The sequence below is a fragment of the Streptomyces chisholmiae genome, from assembly GCF_031845445.1.
In the GTDB taxonomy this organism is placed as follows: Bacteria; Actinomycetota; Actinomycetes; order Streptomycetales; family Streptomycetaceae; genus Streptomyces; species Streptomyces chisholmiae.
This window is the reverse complement of record NZ_JAVREO010000011.1, coordinates 160,243-175,250: the sequence shown is the minus strand read 5'-3', so window position 1 is coordinate 175,250 and position 15,008 is coordinate 160,243. Positions and strand designations below refer to the sequence as shown.

Below are 15,008 nucleotides of genomic sequence, written 5' to 3'. Positions count from 1 at the left end.
GGCCCTTCGGACGGGGGCCGCCCGCGGTGCGGTGGGCAGCGGCCACGAGGGCTCCGGTTCGGCTCGGCGGGACGGCTTCGCTGGTGGGACGACGACCTGGCTGGTGAGACGCCGGGTACGACGCTAGCACTGAAAACATCCGGATGGAGGTTTTGCTGGTTCCGGGACAACTCCCGGTACTACTGTGCCCCCCATGACGAAGCCCCCCGTGTCCACCGAGGGATCGCCGCGTCGCGGCCCGTACGCCAAGGGGATCGAGCGCCGCCGGGAGATCCTGGAGCGGGCGATCGGGGTGTTCGCCGAACGCGGCGCGGAGCGCACCTCGTTGCGGGCGATCGGCGACGCGATCGGGGTCTCGCACGCCGCGCTGCGGCACTACTTCGCCTCCCGCGAGGAACTCCTACTGGAGGTCTACCGGTTCGCCGAGGAACGGTCGGCCGAGCACGACCCGGAACCACCCGGTGGCTCGGTGGTGGACATGATGACGCACGCGGCCCGGCGGAACCGGGGCGTGCCCGGACTGGTGCAGCTGTACTCGACGTTGCTGGCCGGCGCGTTGGAGGAGGACCACGAGGAGTCCCGGGCGTTCTTCGCCACCCGCTTCGAGCACCTGCGGGAGACCCTGGCGCGCCGGGTCGAGTCGGGCCAACTGCGCGGCGACATCCGCGCCGACCTGCCGCCGGAGGCGGTGGCCGCCCTGGTGATCGCGGCATCGGACGGGCTGCAGAACCAGTGGTTGCTCGATCCGGAGATCGACATCGAGCGGGTGCTCGGCCTGCTGGAGGACCTGCTCACCCCCGCGGACGGCGGCTGACCCGCGCGCGAACGGTGGGCGGGCCGGCTCGCGCGGGCCCTGAGCGGTGTCGGCGGGATGATCTACCATGCGCGCATGGCCGTCCCCATCGACGTTCCCGACGTTCCCGACGCCCTCGAAGACGCGGGCGGGCAGCCGTGAGCCCGGCGCCCGCCCCACCGGACCCGGAGCGTTACGCCGAAGGCGTGCTCGCCGGCTCCCGAGCCTGGATCGCGCGCGCCGTCACCCTGTTGGAGTCCCGCCGCCCCGACCACCAACAACGCGCCCAGGAGCTGCTGTTGCGGCTGCTGCCACACGCCGGGCGGGCCCACCGGATCGGCATCACCGGAGTGCCGGGAGTCGGTAAGTCGACCTTTATCGACGCCTTCGGCACCCTGTTGACCGGGACCGGGCACCGGGTCGCCGTGCTGGCCGTCGACCCCTCGTCCACCCGCACCGGGGGCTCCATCCTCGGCGACAAGACCCGGATGGAGCGGCTGGCCACCGACCCGAACGCCTTTGTCCGCCCCTCCCCCAGCGCCGGCACCCTCGGCGGGGTGGCCAAGGCCACCCGGGAGGCGGTGGTGGTGATGGAGGCGGCCGGGCACGACGTGGTGCTGATCGAGACGGTGGGCGTGGGCCAGTCCGAGACCACGGTGGCCGAGATGGTGGACACCTTCCTGGTCCTCGCGCTGGCCAGGACGGGCGACCAGCTCCAGGGCATCAAGAAGGGCGTACTTGAGCTGGCCGACCTGATCACCGTCAACAAGGCCGACGGCCCGCACGAGCGGGAGGCGCGGAACGCGGCGCGCGAACTGCGGGGCGCGCTGCGGATGATGCGGCCCACCGACCCCGACTGGACACCGCCGGTGCTCACCTGTAGCGCCCGGGAGGGCAGCGGCCTGGACCAGGTCTGGGAGCAGGTGCGGCGGCACCGGCAGGTGTTGGAGACCTCGGGCCGGCTGCGGCAGCGGCGGGACGACCAGCAGGTGCGCTGGACCTGGCACATGGTCACCGACCATGTGCTGTCCCAGCTGCACCGGCACCCGGGGGTGCGGGCGCTGGCCCCGGAGGTGGAGGCCGGGGTGCGGGCCGGCACGCTGACCGCGGCGCTGGCCGCGCAGCGGCTGGTGGCGGCGTTCTCCGAGCCGCCGGCCGAAGCGCCGGCCGAAGCACCGGCCGGACCTTCCGGACCGGGGGCGGCGGACGCCCCGGCCGGCGAGGGTGGCCGGCCGGGCCCGACGGCCTGACGCCAGGGCCGGGACCTGGACCTGGACCTGGACCTGGACCTGGACCTGCGGACGGATAACACCCCGTCGGGCCTGCTCCCGGCGGCGGGGTGGGCCGGCATGCGGCCGCCGAACCGCCGTCGCCCCAGCGGCGGTTCGGAGCAGCGGCGGTTCGGAGCAGCGATCAGCGGGTCAGCGGGCGGTCAGGGTGTAGGCACGTCCGGCGGCGGCCGGGATCTCCACGGTGTCCGCCGAGACCGCGCGGACGGCGACCCCGCCGTCCCGGTCGGTGACCCGACAGCCGGCGGCGACCAGCCCGCCGCGCACCAGGACCGGACCGTCCCGGCCGGCCGTCAGCGTGGCGCGGGTCGCCCGGCCGGCGGCCCAGTCGAGGTCGACGGTCAGGTCACCGGCCGCGCGCAGCCCGCTGACCGAGCCGGCCGGCCAGACGCCGGGCAGCGCCGGCAGCAGTTCCACCACGTCGTGCTGGCTCTGCACCAGCATCTCGGCGATGCCGGCGGTGGCCCCGAAGTTGCCGTCCAGCTGGAACGGCGGGTGGTTGTCCCACAGGTTGGGCAGCGTGGAGTCGCGCAGCTGCTGGGCCAGCATGGTGTGCGCGCGGTCGCCGTCGCGCAACCGCGCCCAGAAGTTGATCTTCCAGGCCTTGCTCCAGCCGGTGCCACCGTCGCCGCGCGCTGTCAACGAGACGGCGGCGGCCAGCGCCTCGGGGCCGCCCGGCACGATCTGGGCGCCCGGGTGCAGCGCGTAGAGGTGGGAGACGTGCCGGTGCCGGCTCTCCTGGTCGTCGAGATCCGCCTTCCACTCCTGGAGCTGCCCCCAGGACCCGATCCGCAGCCCGGGGTCCAACCGCTCCAGGACGGCGGCCAGTTCCGCGCGCAGCTCCGGGTCGGTGTCCAGGATCTCGGCGGCGGCCAGCGCGGTGCCGACGGCCTCCCGGACGATCTGCTGGGACATCGCCGCCCCGGCCGTGAAGTCGCCGTGCTCCGGGGAGTAGCTCGGGCTGACCACCAACAGCCCGTCGCGCGGGTCGGGGTGCAGGTTGTCGAGCCAGAACTCGGCGACCTCCCGGAGCACCGGGTAGGCGCTGGTGGCGAGGAAGTCGGCGTCCCGGGTGTAGCGGTAGTGCTCCCAGAGGTGCCGGGCCAGCCAGGCGCCGGCCTCGGGGAACCAGAACGCGGTGGGCCAGTCGTGGACCCCGGTGAAGCCGAAGGGATTGGTCTCGTTGCCCACCACCCACCCCCGGGCGTCGAAGATCCGGCGGGCGGAGACCCGGCCGGGGGCGCGCAGCGCGTGGATGAACGCGTGCAGCGGCTCGGTGGTCTCGGCCAGGTTGGTGCTGTGCGCCGGCCAGTAGTTCATCTGGAGGTTGATGTTGACGTGGTAGTCGCCCGCCCACGGCGGGGTGGTCGAGGCGTTCCAGACGCCCTGCAGGTTGGCCGGCAGGGAGCCGGGGCGGGAGGAGGCGATCAGCAGGTAGCGGCCGTAGGCGAAGGTCAGTGCCTCCAGGGCCCGGTCGGCCGGGCCGCCCCCGCCGTAGCCGGCCAGCAGCGCGTCGGTCGGCACCCCGGCCGGCATCCGCTGGCCCAGGTCGAGCCGGACCCGGTCGAAGAGCGCCCGGTGGTCGGCCTGGTGGGCGGCGAGCAACGCCCGGTGGCCCTGCCGGGCGGCGGCGTCCACTGCGGCGGTGACCTTGGGGTGCGGGTCCGCGCCTCGGTACTTTGGATGGCGGTCGGCGTAGTCGGTACCGGCGGACAGCACGAACCAGGCCGCGTCCGCGCCGGTGACGGTCACCGCGTTCCCCGTGGCGCTTCGGGTGCCGCCCTCGGTGAGCACCTGGACCTGCGCCTCGTGGACCAGCCCGTTGTCGGCGAGCGCGCCGCGCACGGTCAGCCGCCCGTCGGCCGCGACCACCTCGGTGCCCGGGTGGGGCCCGGTGTGGCGCAGGGTGAAGGACACCCGTCCCGGCCGGTCGGCGGAGAACCGGCCGACGATCACCCCGGCCGGGTGGGAGGCGAAGTACTCCCGCAGGTAGCCCACACCGCCGGCCCGGTAGCTGACCCGCGCGACGGCCTCAGCAAGGCTCAACTCGCGCCGATAGTCGTCGACTTCGACCGGCGTGTCGGACTCCTGGGGAAACTCGACGGTCAGCTCTCCGAACGTCTGGTAGGCGCCGTAGCCGGTCTTGGGATGGCCGAGGCGCCCGGCCACCTCCTCCGGCGTGGCACGACCGCGCGCGTCCAGCGTGGCGCGCACCTCGGCGAGCGCGCCCGGCCTGGGCTCGGGCCAGTTGCCGAAGTCGTAGCCGGGCGAGCCCGGCCCGCCGGTCCACAGGGTCTTCTCGTTGAACTGGACGCGTTCGGTGGCGACCGTGCCGTAGATCGTGGCGCCCAGCGCGCCGTTGCCGATGGGCAGGGTCTCGCTCTCCCAGTCGCGCGCCGGCCTGGCGTACCAGAGCGTCAGCTCCGGCGACGGCCCGGCCGGCGGCCTCGCTCCCTCGGTCATGCCCGCCGCACCTCCCTGGCTGCTCCCTCGGACGGCCGGGGCGGGCCGTCCGGCGCGGCGCCCCGCGGCCGGGGCGTCGACGCCGAGCCAGGCTAGACATCCCATCGCACACCGACAAGAGGCGGCGAGCGTACCGGTTGAAACCACCTGGAACCGGCAACCAGCCGCTCGGGCCCGTCCATTACATGGGATGACCGAGCCCGTGAGCGGCGGGCGGCTCCACGGGAAGGATCAGGCGGCGACCAGCCGGGTCGCCGTGCGCGCCCCTGGGCTGGCCTCGACCAGGCCACGCACCAGCGCGTCGCCCGCCGCCGCCAGCGCCGCGTCGTCCATCGCGCCGAGCGCGTCCAGCACGAAGAACGCGCGGGTGGTGCTGAGGGTCAGCTGGGTGCGGGTGCACTGGCGCCAGTTCCAGCGGCGGCAGGTGACACCCAGGTCATCGCGCCAGACCGGCTCGCCGGGCTCGGGCGACTCCACCACCGGCTCGCCGCCGGCGGTGGTGACGAACTCCTCGTCACCGACGGCGCGGGCCAGCCGGGGCACGCCCCGGTAGTGGTCGAGGTCCTCGCCGCCGAGCGGCACCGCGTGGGCGATGGAGACCGCGTTGTAGATGTCGGTGAGCCGGTTGATCCGCGGCAGCCCGGCCGGCACCCGGCGGAGCAGCGCGTCGGCGCTGGGCCGGGTCCGCTTGGGCTTCATGCCCGCCGCCTTGAACGCGTCCCGCCAGGCGAGCACATGCGGGTCGTCCTCGTATGAGCCCTCGGCGTACCGCTCGGTGACGGTCCGCTCCGCGCCGGCCAACAGCCGTTCGCTCACCTCGTCGGAGGGCCCGGGGACCAGCCCCTCGGCCACGATCAGCAGGGCCCGGTAGTCCGGGCGGAGCGCCGTGATCTCCGGCGCCACGGTGGCCTGGGCCAGCCAGTCTTCGAGGGTGGTACCGGGGTGGGAGGCAGAGGTGGACACATCGCTCCAGGTAACGGTGGGTGACGGCGGCCAGTGTAACGGCGACCGCTGACACCCCGGTCCGGGTCACCGCGCGATGGACCGGCCACCGAACCGACGGTCCCGCCGTGTATCCCGTGGGACCGGGCCGGCCCCGGTCTCGCTCGGATCCTCCGGCGGCCCGCCCGCCGATCACCGGCTCGGCCCGCCGAACCGGTGCGCACCCGCTCGTCGGGCGGCGACACCGGGGCGGGCGACTACGGGCCGCCGGTGTGGCGGTGGCTCCGGGACGGCCCCGGCCCGACGGCCGGGCTCGGCCACTCCGCCAAGGGCTGGCCGAGCGGGGTGGCCTGAGGGCCCCGACGACTCGGGGCCCAGGCCATCGGCGGGTCAGCGGCGGCCACCCCGGGCCACCCGCACCACCACGGCCGGTCGCTGTGGCGACCTGCCGCTTCGGCACGGTGTGGGCGGCCTGGCGCTCGGCGTGCGCCGGCGCACGCCGAGCGACCACCGGGGTATGTCGGGACGCCGAAGGCCGGTTCCGGGCCAGGGGGTTCGCCCCGCCCATGGCCGGCCACGGGTGGCCCCGCCAGGTCAGCCGCCCGGCCAGACCATGGGGAAGAGCCGTCGGCGGGCGGCCCGCCAGAGGTAGTCGGCGCCCTCGGAGCCGGCCGTGCCCGGAGCGTCCCCCAGGAACCGTTCGGCCAGCGCGGCGTGCCGGCCCCGCCAGGTCACCACGGCCTCGTCGAAGCCGAGCAGCGCGGCGTGCACCCGGTCCAGCGCGGCGGCCGGCGGCCCGGCGGCGCGGTAGCGCGCCAGGGAGTCGGCGACCGAGGGCGCCGCCAGCCTGGCCCGGAGCCGCTCCCGGTCGGCCTCGGTCAACCCGTGTGTGAGCAGCAGCCGTTCGTCGCGCAGGCCGCAGAGGAACTCGATCTCGCGCCACTGCACGGACTGGAAGCCGCTGGTGTTGCCCAGCCTCGCCCGGACCCGGGCGAAGGCCTCGGGGGTGAGCGTGGAGAGCGCGTCGAACTGGTCGTTGAGCACCCGCATCATCTGCGGCAACGCCTCGACGCGGTGTGCCGCCACCGTGCCGTCGCCCGCGCGCAACGCGCGTCCGGCGGCCTCCAGATGGCACAACACGATGGCGAACCAGATCTCGCACGACTGGTGGGTGGCGAGGAACAGCGTCCAGTCCGGGTCCTCCTCGTGCACCCTGGCCACCGGAAGCAGCTGGTCAAGGCGGAGCAGTTGCCCGTAGCTGAGCGGGGGTGGGTCGGGATTGCCGACCTCCTCCGCCAGTTCGTTGACAGTCATGCCCCCAGCATCGCAGCCGGGCCGGTGGATGACGCCGGGCCGTCCCCGCGCGGCCCGGGAGACGACGGGGCCCGTGGTGCGCGGGTCAACCCGTGTGACGGGCGGGGCGGTTGGGGTGAGTTACGGGCCGCCTCGGGGCGGCCGGCGAACGATTGGGGAGCGGTCAGCGGACCGTGGACACCGGTCAACGGACGTCGGTCAGCGGACCAGCGGGAGGAAAATGGTGTCGACGATCTCCTCGATCACCTCGGGGGCGACCGGCCGCAGCGTCATCATCGCCTCGCTGCGCAGCAGTTCGAAGGGGAGCGAGGCGATCCGGGGCGTGAGCTTGGCGGGATCGATCTCGCCGCGCTCGATGGCACGCCCCATGATCTCGTCGCGCCCGGAGCGGCGGCCGGCGAGGACCGCCTCCCGCAGCTCGGCGAAGCTGGACTCGGTCTCGGCGAAGTAACCGGCGAGCAGCATGCTGAGCTGGGCGAGGAACGGGCCCCGCTTCTCATTCATCTCGGTGAGGGTGGCGATCAGGTCGCCGCGCAGCGACCCGGTGTCGGCCGGGGCGACCAGCTGGATGACGTTGCGGCGGACGACCGCCGCCTCGACCAGCCGCTGCTTGTCCGGCCAGCGCCGGTAGAGCACCGGCTTGCTGGTGCCGGCCCGCCGGGCGACGGAGTCCACGGTCAGGTTCGCGTAGCCCCGTTCGCTCAACTCGTCCCAGGCCGCCTCAAGGATCGCCGCCTCAAGCGCTTCGCCGCGCCGTCGCCCCACAAACACTCCTTAGAAACTTTGACGTTCCTTATCGCCGTACTCTACTCTGTCAAATAAGAAACGTGTGCGTATCTAATGGCGGGTGGGGGACCGGCGGAGCGTCACGCCGGGACGTACGCGAGCCCGCGGTGAGGAGACCTGGATGGAACCGAGCAACACCGAAAGCCGGGCACCCCGGTTACACACCGGCTGGAACGGACGGCTCATCGGCCTGGTGGCCCTCCTGGCCATGGTGAACTTCGTGGTCGACTCGGCCATCACCGCGCCACTGCTGGTCCTCCCCGAGATGCTCGACCACTTCGACACCGACCAGGCGGCCTGGCTGAACGCCACCGCGATGCTGGCGGGCGTGATGTGGGCGCCCCTGCTCGGGAAGAGCGCCGACATCCACGGCAAGCGCGCGATGCTGGTACTGACCCTCCTCCTCAGCTGCGCGGGCGCCCTGCTGTGCGCGGTGGCCCCCGGTATCTGGCTGTTCGTGCCGGGACGGATGCTGCAGGGGGCTTCGCTGGCGGTCGTGTTCCTCTCCGTCGCCATCGTCCGAGGGATCTGCGCGCCCCGCGTCGCGATGGTCGTCGTGGGCATCGTGACCTCCGGCTCCGCGGTGCTCAACATCGCGTCGCGCTTCCTCGTCGAAGACCTGGCCAGGGAGTTCGGCTTCCAGGTCCTGTTCCTGCTGTCGGCCTGCGTCGCGGCCGCGATGGCGGTCTGGGTACGCGCGGCGCTGCCCGAGTCCCCGGTCAGGACACCGGGCCGGCTCGACGTCGCCGGCGCCGTCCTCCTCGGCGGCGGACTCGCCGGGGTGCTCGGCTACGTCAGCCTGGGCCCGGACCTCGGCTGGCTCGCCGGCGGGCCGCTGGCGCTCCTCGTCGGCGGGGCCGCGGCCCTCGCCAGGTGGTTCCTGGGCGCGCGCCGCAAGCCGGACCCGCTGATCGACCTCCGGGACCTCGGTGGCCCGCTGGCGCTCATGCTGCTCGTCGTCTTCCTCGGAGCCGGCTCCTACCAGAGCATGCTGCAGCTCATCCCGCTCATCGGCGATGTCCCCGCCGACCAGGGACTCGGGTACGGACTGGCCGACGAGGGGTCCGTAGCCCTGCTGCTCGCGGCGCCGGGCGTCGGGGTCACGCTCGGCGGCCCGGCCGCCGGCTGGCTCGCCGCCCGCGTCGGACCGGCCTCCACGCTGGCCTGGTCGGTCCTGCTCGGGACCACGGCGACGCTCGGCATGTTCCTCGGGGCCTCCCGGCTCCCCGCCGCGCTCTGCTTCGCGTTCCTGTTGGGCGTCACGGTCGGGGCGCTCGGCACGTCCGGCTTCAACATGGCGGCCAGCCTGGCCGCCCCCGAACGGCAGGGCATCGTGTCCAGCCTCGTCATGGTCATGGTCTCGATCGGGTCCGTGGTGCTCAACTTCGTGGGCGCGGCCGTGCTCAGCTCGACCACCGTGGTCATCGACGGCGAGACGACGAACTCGGCCACGGGCATCTTCGGCTGCGTCGCCATCGCCTCCGCCGCGTTCGCCCTCGCCGGGGTGCTGGTCGTCCTGCTGGTGCGCGGCACCCGCGGCGTCCACCAGGCGCCGCCGCTCGTACTGGAGCGGAACCCGGGCTGAGCGCCCCCGACCCGGCCGACGGAAACCGACGGCTCCCTCGGGCACCGGGGCAGCCGCGTCGCACCTCCCACCTTCCCAGCGCAACCAAGGAGTTGACACATGAACCGCAGTCCCGCACCGAAAGGCCGGGTCCTGGTCTCCGGCGCGAGCATCGCGGGCCCGGCCGCGGCGTTCTGGCTACACCGCTACGGATTCGCCGTGACGGTGGTGGAGAAGTCCCCCACGCTCCGGAGCGGCGGCTATCCGATCGACGTGCGCGGCACCGCCGTGGAGGTGGCCCGCCGGATGGGCGTGCTGCCACGGCTCCGCGACGCGCATATCGACGCGCGCCGCCTCACCTTCCTGCACGCCGACGGAAGCACCGCCGCGGTGGTGCGCCCCCAGGCGGTGGCCGGCGGCGTCGAGGGGCACGACGTCGAGGTGCCACGCGGGGAGCTGGCGGACATCCTGTACGACACCGTCCGCGACGAGGTGGAGTTCGTGTTCGACGACTCCATCGCCGCGCTCACCGAACACGAGCACGGTGTCGACGTGACCTTCCGCAGCGGCGTCCAGCGCGACTTCGACCTGGTCGTGGGCGCGGACGGGCTGCACTCGCACACCCGGGAACTGATCCTCGGACCCGAGCGGCGGTTCCGCCGCCACCTCGGGTACCGCTTCGCGGTCTTCTCCGTACCCAACACCCTCGGGCTCTCCCATGAGGCGGTCATCTGGAACACCCCCGGCCGGGCCGCCGCGCTCTACGCGGTCAGGGACAGCGCACAGCTCCACGCCTTCCTCACCTTCGTCCACCAGGAGTCCCCCGGTGCCGCGCCGCGCGACACCGAGGCGCGACGCGACCTCGTCGCCGCCGTCTTCGCCCGGGACGGGTGGGAGATACCGACGCTGGTCGGCGCCCTGCGCGCGGCGCGTGACCCGTTCCTCGACACCGTGAGCCAGATCCACCTGCCCCGCTGGTCCCACGGCCGGGTCGCGTTCGTCGGCGACGCCGCCTACGCTCCGTCGTTCCTGACCGGCCAGGGGTCCAGCCTCGCCCTCATCGGCGCCTACGTGCTCGCCACGTCGTTGGCCGCCCAGCGCGACCACACGGCGGCCTTCGCCGCCTACGAACGCGCCATCCGGGCCTTCGTCGAACGCAACCAGGCACAGGCGGGACAGGGCGAGGCGGCCCTCTTCCCCACCACCACCGAGGCCCTTGACCAGCGCAACGCCAGACTTCGCGACCTGGCCGCCGCGCCACCGGCCACCGGGCGGCCGGACCACACCACGCTCACCCTGCCCGAGCCCCCTCCCGGCCACCGGATCACCGCCGCGGCCCCCTCCACCGGCGGCACCGGTTAACCGGGAGCCTCGGACGGGCTGGGGGCGCGGCGGGCGGGGCGGCTCAGGCCGGCCCGCCCCGGCCCTCGGCCAGCGCGTGCTCGACGTTGCGCGCCATGGTGGCCAGCGTCCGGACGGTGTCGCTGTACTGGTCGGGGGTCACCCCGTTCAACACCAGCACCCGGGTGCGCTGCACCTCGCGGGTCAGCTCCCGGTGGACCGCCCGGCCCTGCTCGGTGAGGGAGACCAGCTCCGCGCCGCGCGCCCGGCTGATCCAGCCCCGCCCGGTCAGCTCGTCGAGCAGCGGCTCGACCGCCAGCTCGCCCGGGCGCCAGAACGGGGCCAGGGCCTGGGCCAACTCCCCGCCCGTCCGGGGCCGCTGGGCCAACGAGTGCAGCACCTGCCACTGCCGGCGCACCAGCCCGTGGCCGGCCAGCGTGCCCTCCAGCTGCGCCTCCAACAGGTTGTCCAGATGTCTCAGCCAGTATCCGATCGGCCGCTCCGGCTCCATGTCGCCCCTCTCTCCCCCGGCTGGTCCGCCCCCGCGTCTTCCCCGGCACCACCCGCCGCCGGTGCGCCCCGGCGGCATGCATGTTCCTTTACATGTAACTCTACATGCGACCGGGCACGCTATCCTCTCCGGGCCGGGGCGGCCGGGAACAGACGGGACACAGCGATGCGGCGGAAACGATGACGCCTGAGGGACCGGCGGCCGGAACGGACGCCGCCGACCGGGACGTGGCGGCGATCGAGCGCGCCATGGTGGCGATCACGAGGGCCCGCGCCCGGCGCGCGCTCGCGCGGCTGAGCCGGCGCAGGAGCGCGCCACCGGGCCGGACGCCGGCCCTGCCGGACGCCGTCTTCGAACTGCTGGACGCCGTGGCCGCGGCGAACGGCCGCGGCGAACAGCCCACGGTTGGCGAGTTGGCGCCGACGCTCGGCGTGGACCAGCCGCGGGCCAGCCGCCTGGTGGGCCAGGCCGTCGAGGCCCGGCTGCTGCGCCGCGGCACCGACCGGCGGGACGCGCGGCGGGCGCCGGTGGTACTGACCGCGGAGGGGCGCCGGACACTGGACGCCGTCAGCGCCTTCCGTCGGCGGGTGCTCGGCGAGGCCCTCGCCGCCTGGCCGGCGGCCGACCGTGCGGCGCTGGCCCGGCTGCTGCCCCGACTGGTGCGGGACCTGGCGGCGGTGACCGAGGGGAGCCTGCCGGGGCCGCCCCCGGCGGGCTGAGCCACGCACTGGCGCACGCCCGGGGCGTGCGGACCAGCCTCGCGCGCCAACGGCGAGATGACCGGAAGCCGACGCCGGCCCCGCCGCCCCCGCACCGCTGGCGCCCGGGCCGGACCGGAACACCCCGGCGCCGACCGGGCGGCGGTTGGCCGAAGCAACGGGCGAATTTCGGGCGCGCGTGCGGGAGTTTCCCGCCACCCCGGCGCCCGCGCTTTCCGATCGCACAGCGTGAGAGGGGAGCCGCCCGGCTCGGCCGAGGAGGCACGGTAACCGGCCATCCAGGCGGAGCCCGGCGGCGAAATGGTCCGGACGACTGTCAGACCCCAGCCCTAAGGTAGCCGGCAGATCACCCAGGGTGACGGCGTGGGGTCGTGCCGCCGCGCCGTCAGCCCGCTGGTCCCAGCCGAAAGAGGCGATGCCGTGCGACCGTTCCCCCTCCCCCAGACGTCCGAGTCCCCCCACGCCCCCGGGGCCCGTCCCGCCCGGCGGTGGCCCCGATGAGCGGCCGCCGGGGCGCCGCCCGCGGTGCCGAGCCGACCGATCCCGACTCCCCGGAGGAAGTGTCCGAGTCCGAACGCGAGTTGTTCGGCGGCCAGCTGGTGTACGACACATCCTGGGCCCAACACGAGTCCGACCGCTACCAGTTGAACCTGCGTGCCATGCTCCGTGCCCTGCCCCGACTGGTCGGCGGCGCCGTCGGCCTGGCCTGGCGCGCCGACCGGGCGGCCACCACCCGGGTGGCGGTCGCCGAGCTGCTGCGCGGCGTCTGTCAGGCGCTCGGCCTGCTCGGCGTCAACTGGCTGCTGACCAGACTGCTGGCCGGCGGCGAGATCACCGACCGGCTGCGGGACGCACTGCCGGTGGCGGTGCTGCTGGGGCTGGTCGCCGGGCTCGGCGCGGTCTGCGGAGCACTCTCCACGCTGGCGGCCGGGCCGCTGGAGCCGAAGGTCGAGCGCGTGGCCAGAGAGCGCTACCTGGAGCGGGCCTACCAGGTGGAGATGGCGGCGATGGAGGACGACGACTTCCACCGGCTGCTGGAGTCCGCCCAGTACGGCGCTTCCTCGGCGCGCCGCATGATCCCCCACAGCGTCGCGGTGGTCGGCTCGCTGCTCTCCCTGGTGGCGGCGGGCGCGGTGCTGACCGCGCTCCATCCGGTGCTGCTGCCGATGCTGGTGGCCATCGTGCTGCCCCGCGCCTGGGCCACCCTCAGCGTGTCCAGGCGGCGCTACCGCAGCTTCCACCGCTGGGTCCAACACAGCCGGGGCGCGGCGATGTTGAGCCGGCTGATGACCGACACCGACGCCGCGCCCGAGATCCGGGTGCACGGGATCGGCCCCTACATCCTGCGGCACTTCCGTGGCATGTCGGTCAGCCAGGAGGCCGAGCAGGCACGCCTGGCCCGGCTGGCGGCCCGCACCGAGCTGCTGGCCGCGGTCTGCACCGGCCTGTTCACGCTGGCCACCTACCTGCTGCTGGCCGGGCTGCTGTGGTCGGGCGTGATGGCGCTGGCCGCCGCCGGCACGGCCGTGCTGGCCATCCGCACCGGCACGGGGAACCTGGACGGTCTGGTCCGGCAGCTCAACTACCTGCACGAGGAGTCGCTCTACGTGGGCGACCTGGACCGGCTGCTCGCGGAGTCGGAGGACCGCCGCATCCCCCGTGGCGGGCGCCGGCTGCCTGACCCGGTGCGGTGCGTCGAGTTCGACCGGGTCTCCTTCGCCTACCCGGGTGGGGACGGCGAGCCGGTCCTCCGGGAGGTCTCGCTCCGGCTGCCGACGGACCGCGGCGCGGTGGTGGCGCTGGTCGGGGAGAACGGCTCGGGCAAGAGCACCCTGGCGAAGCTGCTGTGCGGGCTCTACCTCCCGGACGGCGGGACCATCAGGTGGGACGGCGTCGAGGTGACGGAGCTGGACCGGCAGGAGATCTTCGACTACTGCGCGATCGTGCACCAGGACCACTACCGCTGGCCGATGACGGCCCGGGTGAACACCACCATCTCGCGCACCGACCGGCCGGTGGACGAGCGGCGGTTGGCCGGCGCCGCCGCGCACGCGGGCATCGAGCGGCTGGTCGCCGAGCTGCCGAAGGGCTGGGCCACCCTGCTCTCCCGCACCTTCCGGGGCGGCCACCAGCTCTCCGGCGGCCAGTGGCAGCGGATCGGCATCGCCAGGGCGCACTACCGGGACGCGCCGCTGCTGGTGGTGGACGAGCCGACGGCGGCGCTGGACGCCAAGGCGGAGGCGCGGGTCTTCGACCAGATCAGGGCGCTGGCCGACCGGGGGCAGACCATCGTGTTGATCACCCACCGGATGGCCTCGGTACGCCACGCCGACCAGGTGCACGTGCTGCATCAAGGACGGTTGGTGGAGTCCGGCTCCCCGGAGGAGCTGCTGGCTGACGAGGACGGCCACTACCGGGCGCTCCACGATCTCCAGGCGGCGCAGTTCCGGCCGGTGCCGGCGCCGCGCCCGGCCGACGGCGGGCCGACCGCCGGGGACGAGGCGGCGGCGCCGGTGGACTCCGGCCGCCAGGAAAGCGGGGGCGGGGGTGAGTTGACGGGCGCCGGCGCGGGCTGACCGGCGGCCGGCCCGGCGGTGGCCCCGAGCGGGCCGGGGCCACCAGCCAGCCGCCGGGCCGGACCGTGGCGAGCGGGGCTGGCAGGGCGGGCGGGACGGTTCCGGGGGCGGGGCGCGCCTCGCGCGGGCTAGATCCCGAGCAGGTCCACCAAGTCGTCGGCGTGCTCTTCCTCCTCCTCCAGGATGGACTCCAACAGCCGCCGGGTGGTGGGGTCGTCGTTGCCGAGCCAGCGGATGATCTCCTGATAGGTGGAGATCACGATCCGCTCCGCGAGCAGGTTGTCCTTGAGCATCCCCTTGAGGTCGCCGTCCTTGGGGGTGGTGTAGTCGGTGGTGGCCCGCTGGGCCAGGGTGGCGGGGTCGAAGTCCGGGTCGCCACCCAGCTGGGAGATGCGCTCCGCCGCGCGGAGCGCGTGGTCCAGCTCCTCCTTGGCGTGCTCGGTGAACTCGGCGGAGACCTGGGCGCGGTCGATGCCCGTGGCGGCGATGGCGTGCCGGGTGTAGCGCAGCCAGCACACCACCTCCGTGGCGACCACGTCGTTGAGCACCCCGATGACCCGGTCGTGGTTGAGGCCGTAGGTGTCGGTCACCGGCCCCGCCTCCATCCGCTTCCTGGCCTCGTCGCGAATCCGGGTCACATCGAGGACGAAGTCGTCGGTCATGCGGGGTCTCCTTCGTGCGGGGGTGGGCGGCGCCTTCGGCGGTCCGGG

12 protein-coding genes are annotated in these 15,008 nt (G+C 74.3%); 6 read left to right on the top strand and 6 right to left on the bottom strand.

What is annotated here, in order from left to right:
• Window positions 1-193: 193 nt before the first annotated feature.
• Entirely contained in the window at window positions 194-814 is a 621-nt protein-coding gene (locus RM844_RS19480; protein ID WP_311668558.1) for a TetR/AcrR family transcriptional regulator, read from the top strand.
• A 137-nt stretch (window positions 815-951) separates the two neighbouring features.
• Entirely contained in the window at window positions 952-2,043 is a 1,092-nt protein-coding gene (gene meaB, locus RM844_RS19475; protein ID WP_311668557.1) for a methylmalonyl Co-A mutase-associated GTPase MeaB, read from the top strand.
• Window positions 2,044-2,214: 171 nt separating this feature from the next.
• On the opposite strand, the gene RM844_RS19470 is transcribed toward meaB, so the two are convergent.
• The 4 genes from RM844_RS19470 to RM844_RS19455 all read right to left on the bottom strand — a co-directional run bounded on the left by RM844_RS19470 (window position 2,215) and on the right by RM844_RS19455 (window position 7,566).
• The gene (locus RM844_RS19470) at window positions 2,215-4,545 is read right to left on the bottom strand and encodes a glycoside hydrolase family 95 protein (RefSeq protein WP_311668556.1); all 2,331 of its coding nucleotides are present in this window, start codon (window positions 4,543-4,545) and stop codon (window positions 2,215-2,217) included.
• Window positions 4,546-4,776: 231 nt separating this feature from the next.
• Window positions 4,777-5,508, bottom strand: a complete 732-nt coding sequence (locus RM844_RS19465; RefSeq protein ID WP_311668555.1) for a B3/B4 domain-containing protein — start codon at window positions 5,506-5,508, stop codon at window positions 4,777-4,779.
• A gap of 573 nt (window positions 5,509-6,081) precedes the next feature.
• Window positions 6,082-6,801: a tryptophan 2,3-dioxygenase family protein gene (locus tag RM844_RS19460; protein ID WP_311668554.1), complete on the bottom strand. Its 720-nt coding sequence runs from the start codon at window positions 6,799-6,801 to the stop codon at window positions 6,082-6,084.
• A 198-nt stretch (window positions 6,802-6,999) separates the two neighbouring features.
• Window positions 7,000-7,566 carry a TetR/AcrR family transcriptional regulator gene (locus RM844_RS19455; RefSeq protein WP_311668553.1) on the bottom strand — a complete coding sequence of 189 codons (567 nt, stop codon included), beginning with the start codon at window positions 7,564-7,566 and terminating at the stop codon, window positions 7,000-7,002.
• 142 nt (window positions 7,567-7,708) lie between these two features.
• On the opposite strand from RM844_RS19455, the gene RM844_RS19450 reads away from it, so the two are divergent.
• Both RM844_RS19450 and RM844_RS19445 read left to right on the top strand, forming a co-directional pair.
• Window positions 7,709-9,172 carry an MFS transporter gene (locus RM844_RS19450; protein ID WP_311668552.1) on the top strand — a complete coding sequence of 488 codons (1,464 nt, stop codon included), beginning with the start codon at window positions 7,709-7,711 and terminating at the stop codon, window positions 9,170-9,172.
• Between the two features lie 99 nt (window positions 9,173-9,271).
• Window positions 9,272-10,513: an FAD-dependent monooxygenase gene (locus tag RM844_RS19445; protein ID WP_311668551.1), complete on the top strand. Its 1,242-nt coding sequence runs from the start codon at window positions 9,272-9,274 to the stop codon at window positions 10,511-10,513.
• A gap of 43 nt (window positions 10,514-10,556) precedes the next feature.
• On the opposite strand, the gene RM844_RS19440 is transcribed toward RM844_RS19445, so the two are convergent.
• Window positions 10,557-11,003, bottom strand: a complete 447-nt coding sequence (locus RM844_RS19440; RefSeq protein ID WP_311668550.1) for a MarR family winged helix-turn-helix transcriptional regulator — start codon at window positions 11,001-11,003, stop codon at window positions 10,557-10,559.
• 179 nt (window positions 11,004-11,182) lie between these two features.
• Between RM844_RS19440 and RM844_RS19435 the strand changes: the two genes are divergently transcribed.
• Together RM844_RS19435 and RM844_RS19430 are read left to right on the top strand one after the other, a co-directional pair.
• Entirely contained in the window at window positions 11,183-11,722 is a 540-nt protein-coding gene (locus RM844_RS19435) for a MarR family winged helix-turn-helix transcriptional regulator (protein WP_311668549.1), read from the top strand.
• A 497-nt stretch (window positions 11,723-12,219) separates the two neighbouring features.
• On the top strand, window positions 12,220-14,298 hold the full coding sequence (locus tag RM844_RS19430; protein ID WP_311668548.1) for an ABC transporter ATP-binding protein: 2,079 nt from the start codon (window positions 12,220-12,222) through the stop codon (window positions 14,296-14,298).
• Between the two features lie 128 nt (window positions 14,299-14,426).
• Here RM844_RS19430 and RM844_RS19425 read toward each other — a convergent pair whose 3' ends face one another.
• A complete protein-coding gene (locus RM844_RS19425; protein ID WP_311668547.1) occupies window positions 14,427-14,960 on the bottom strand; it encodes a ferritin-like domain-containing protein in 534 nt (177 codons plus the stop codon).
• Window positions 14,961-15,008: the final 48 nt, after the last annotated feature.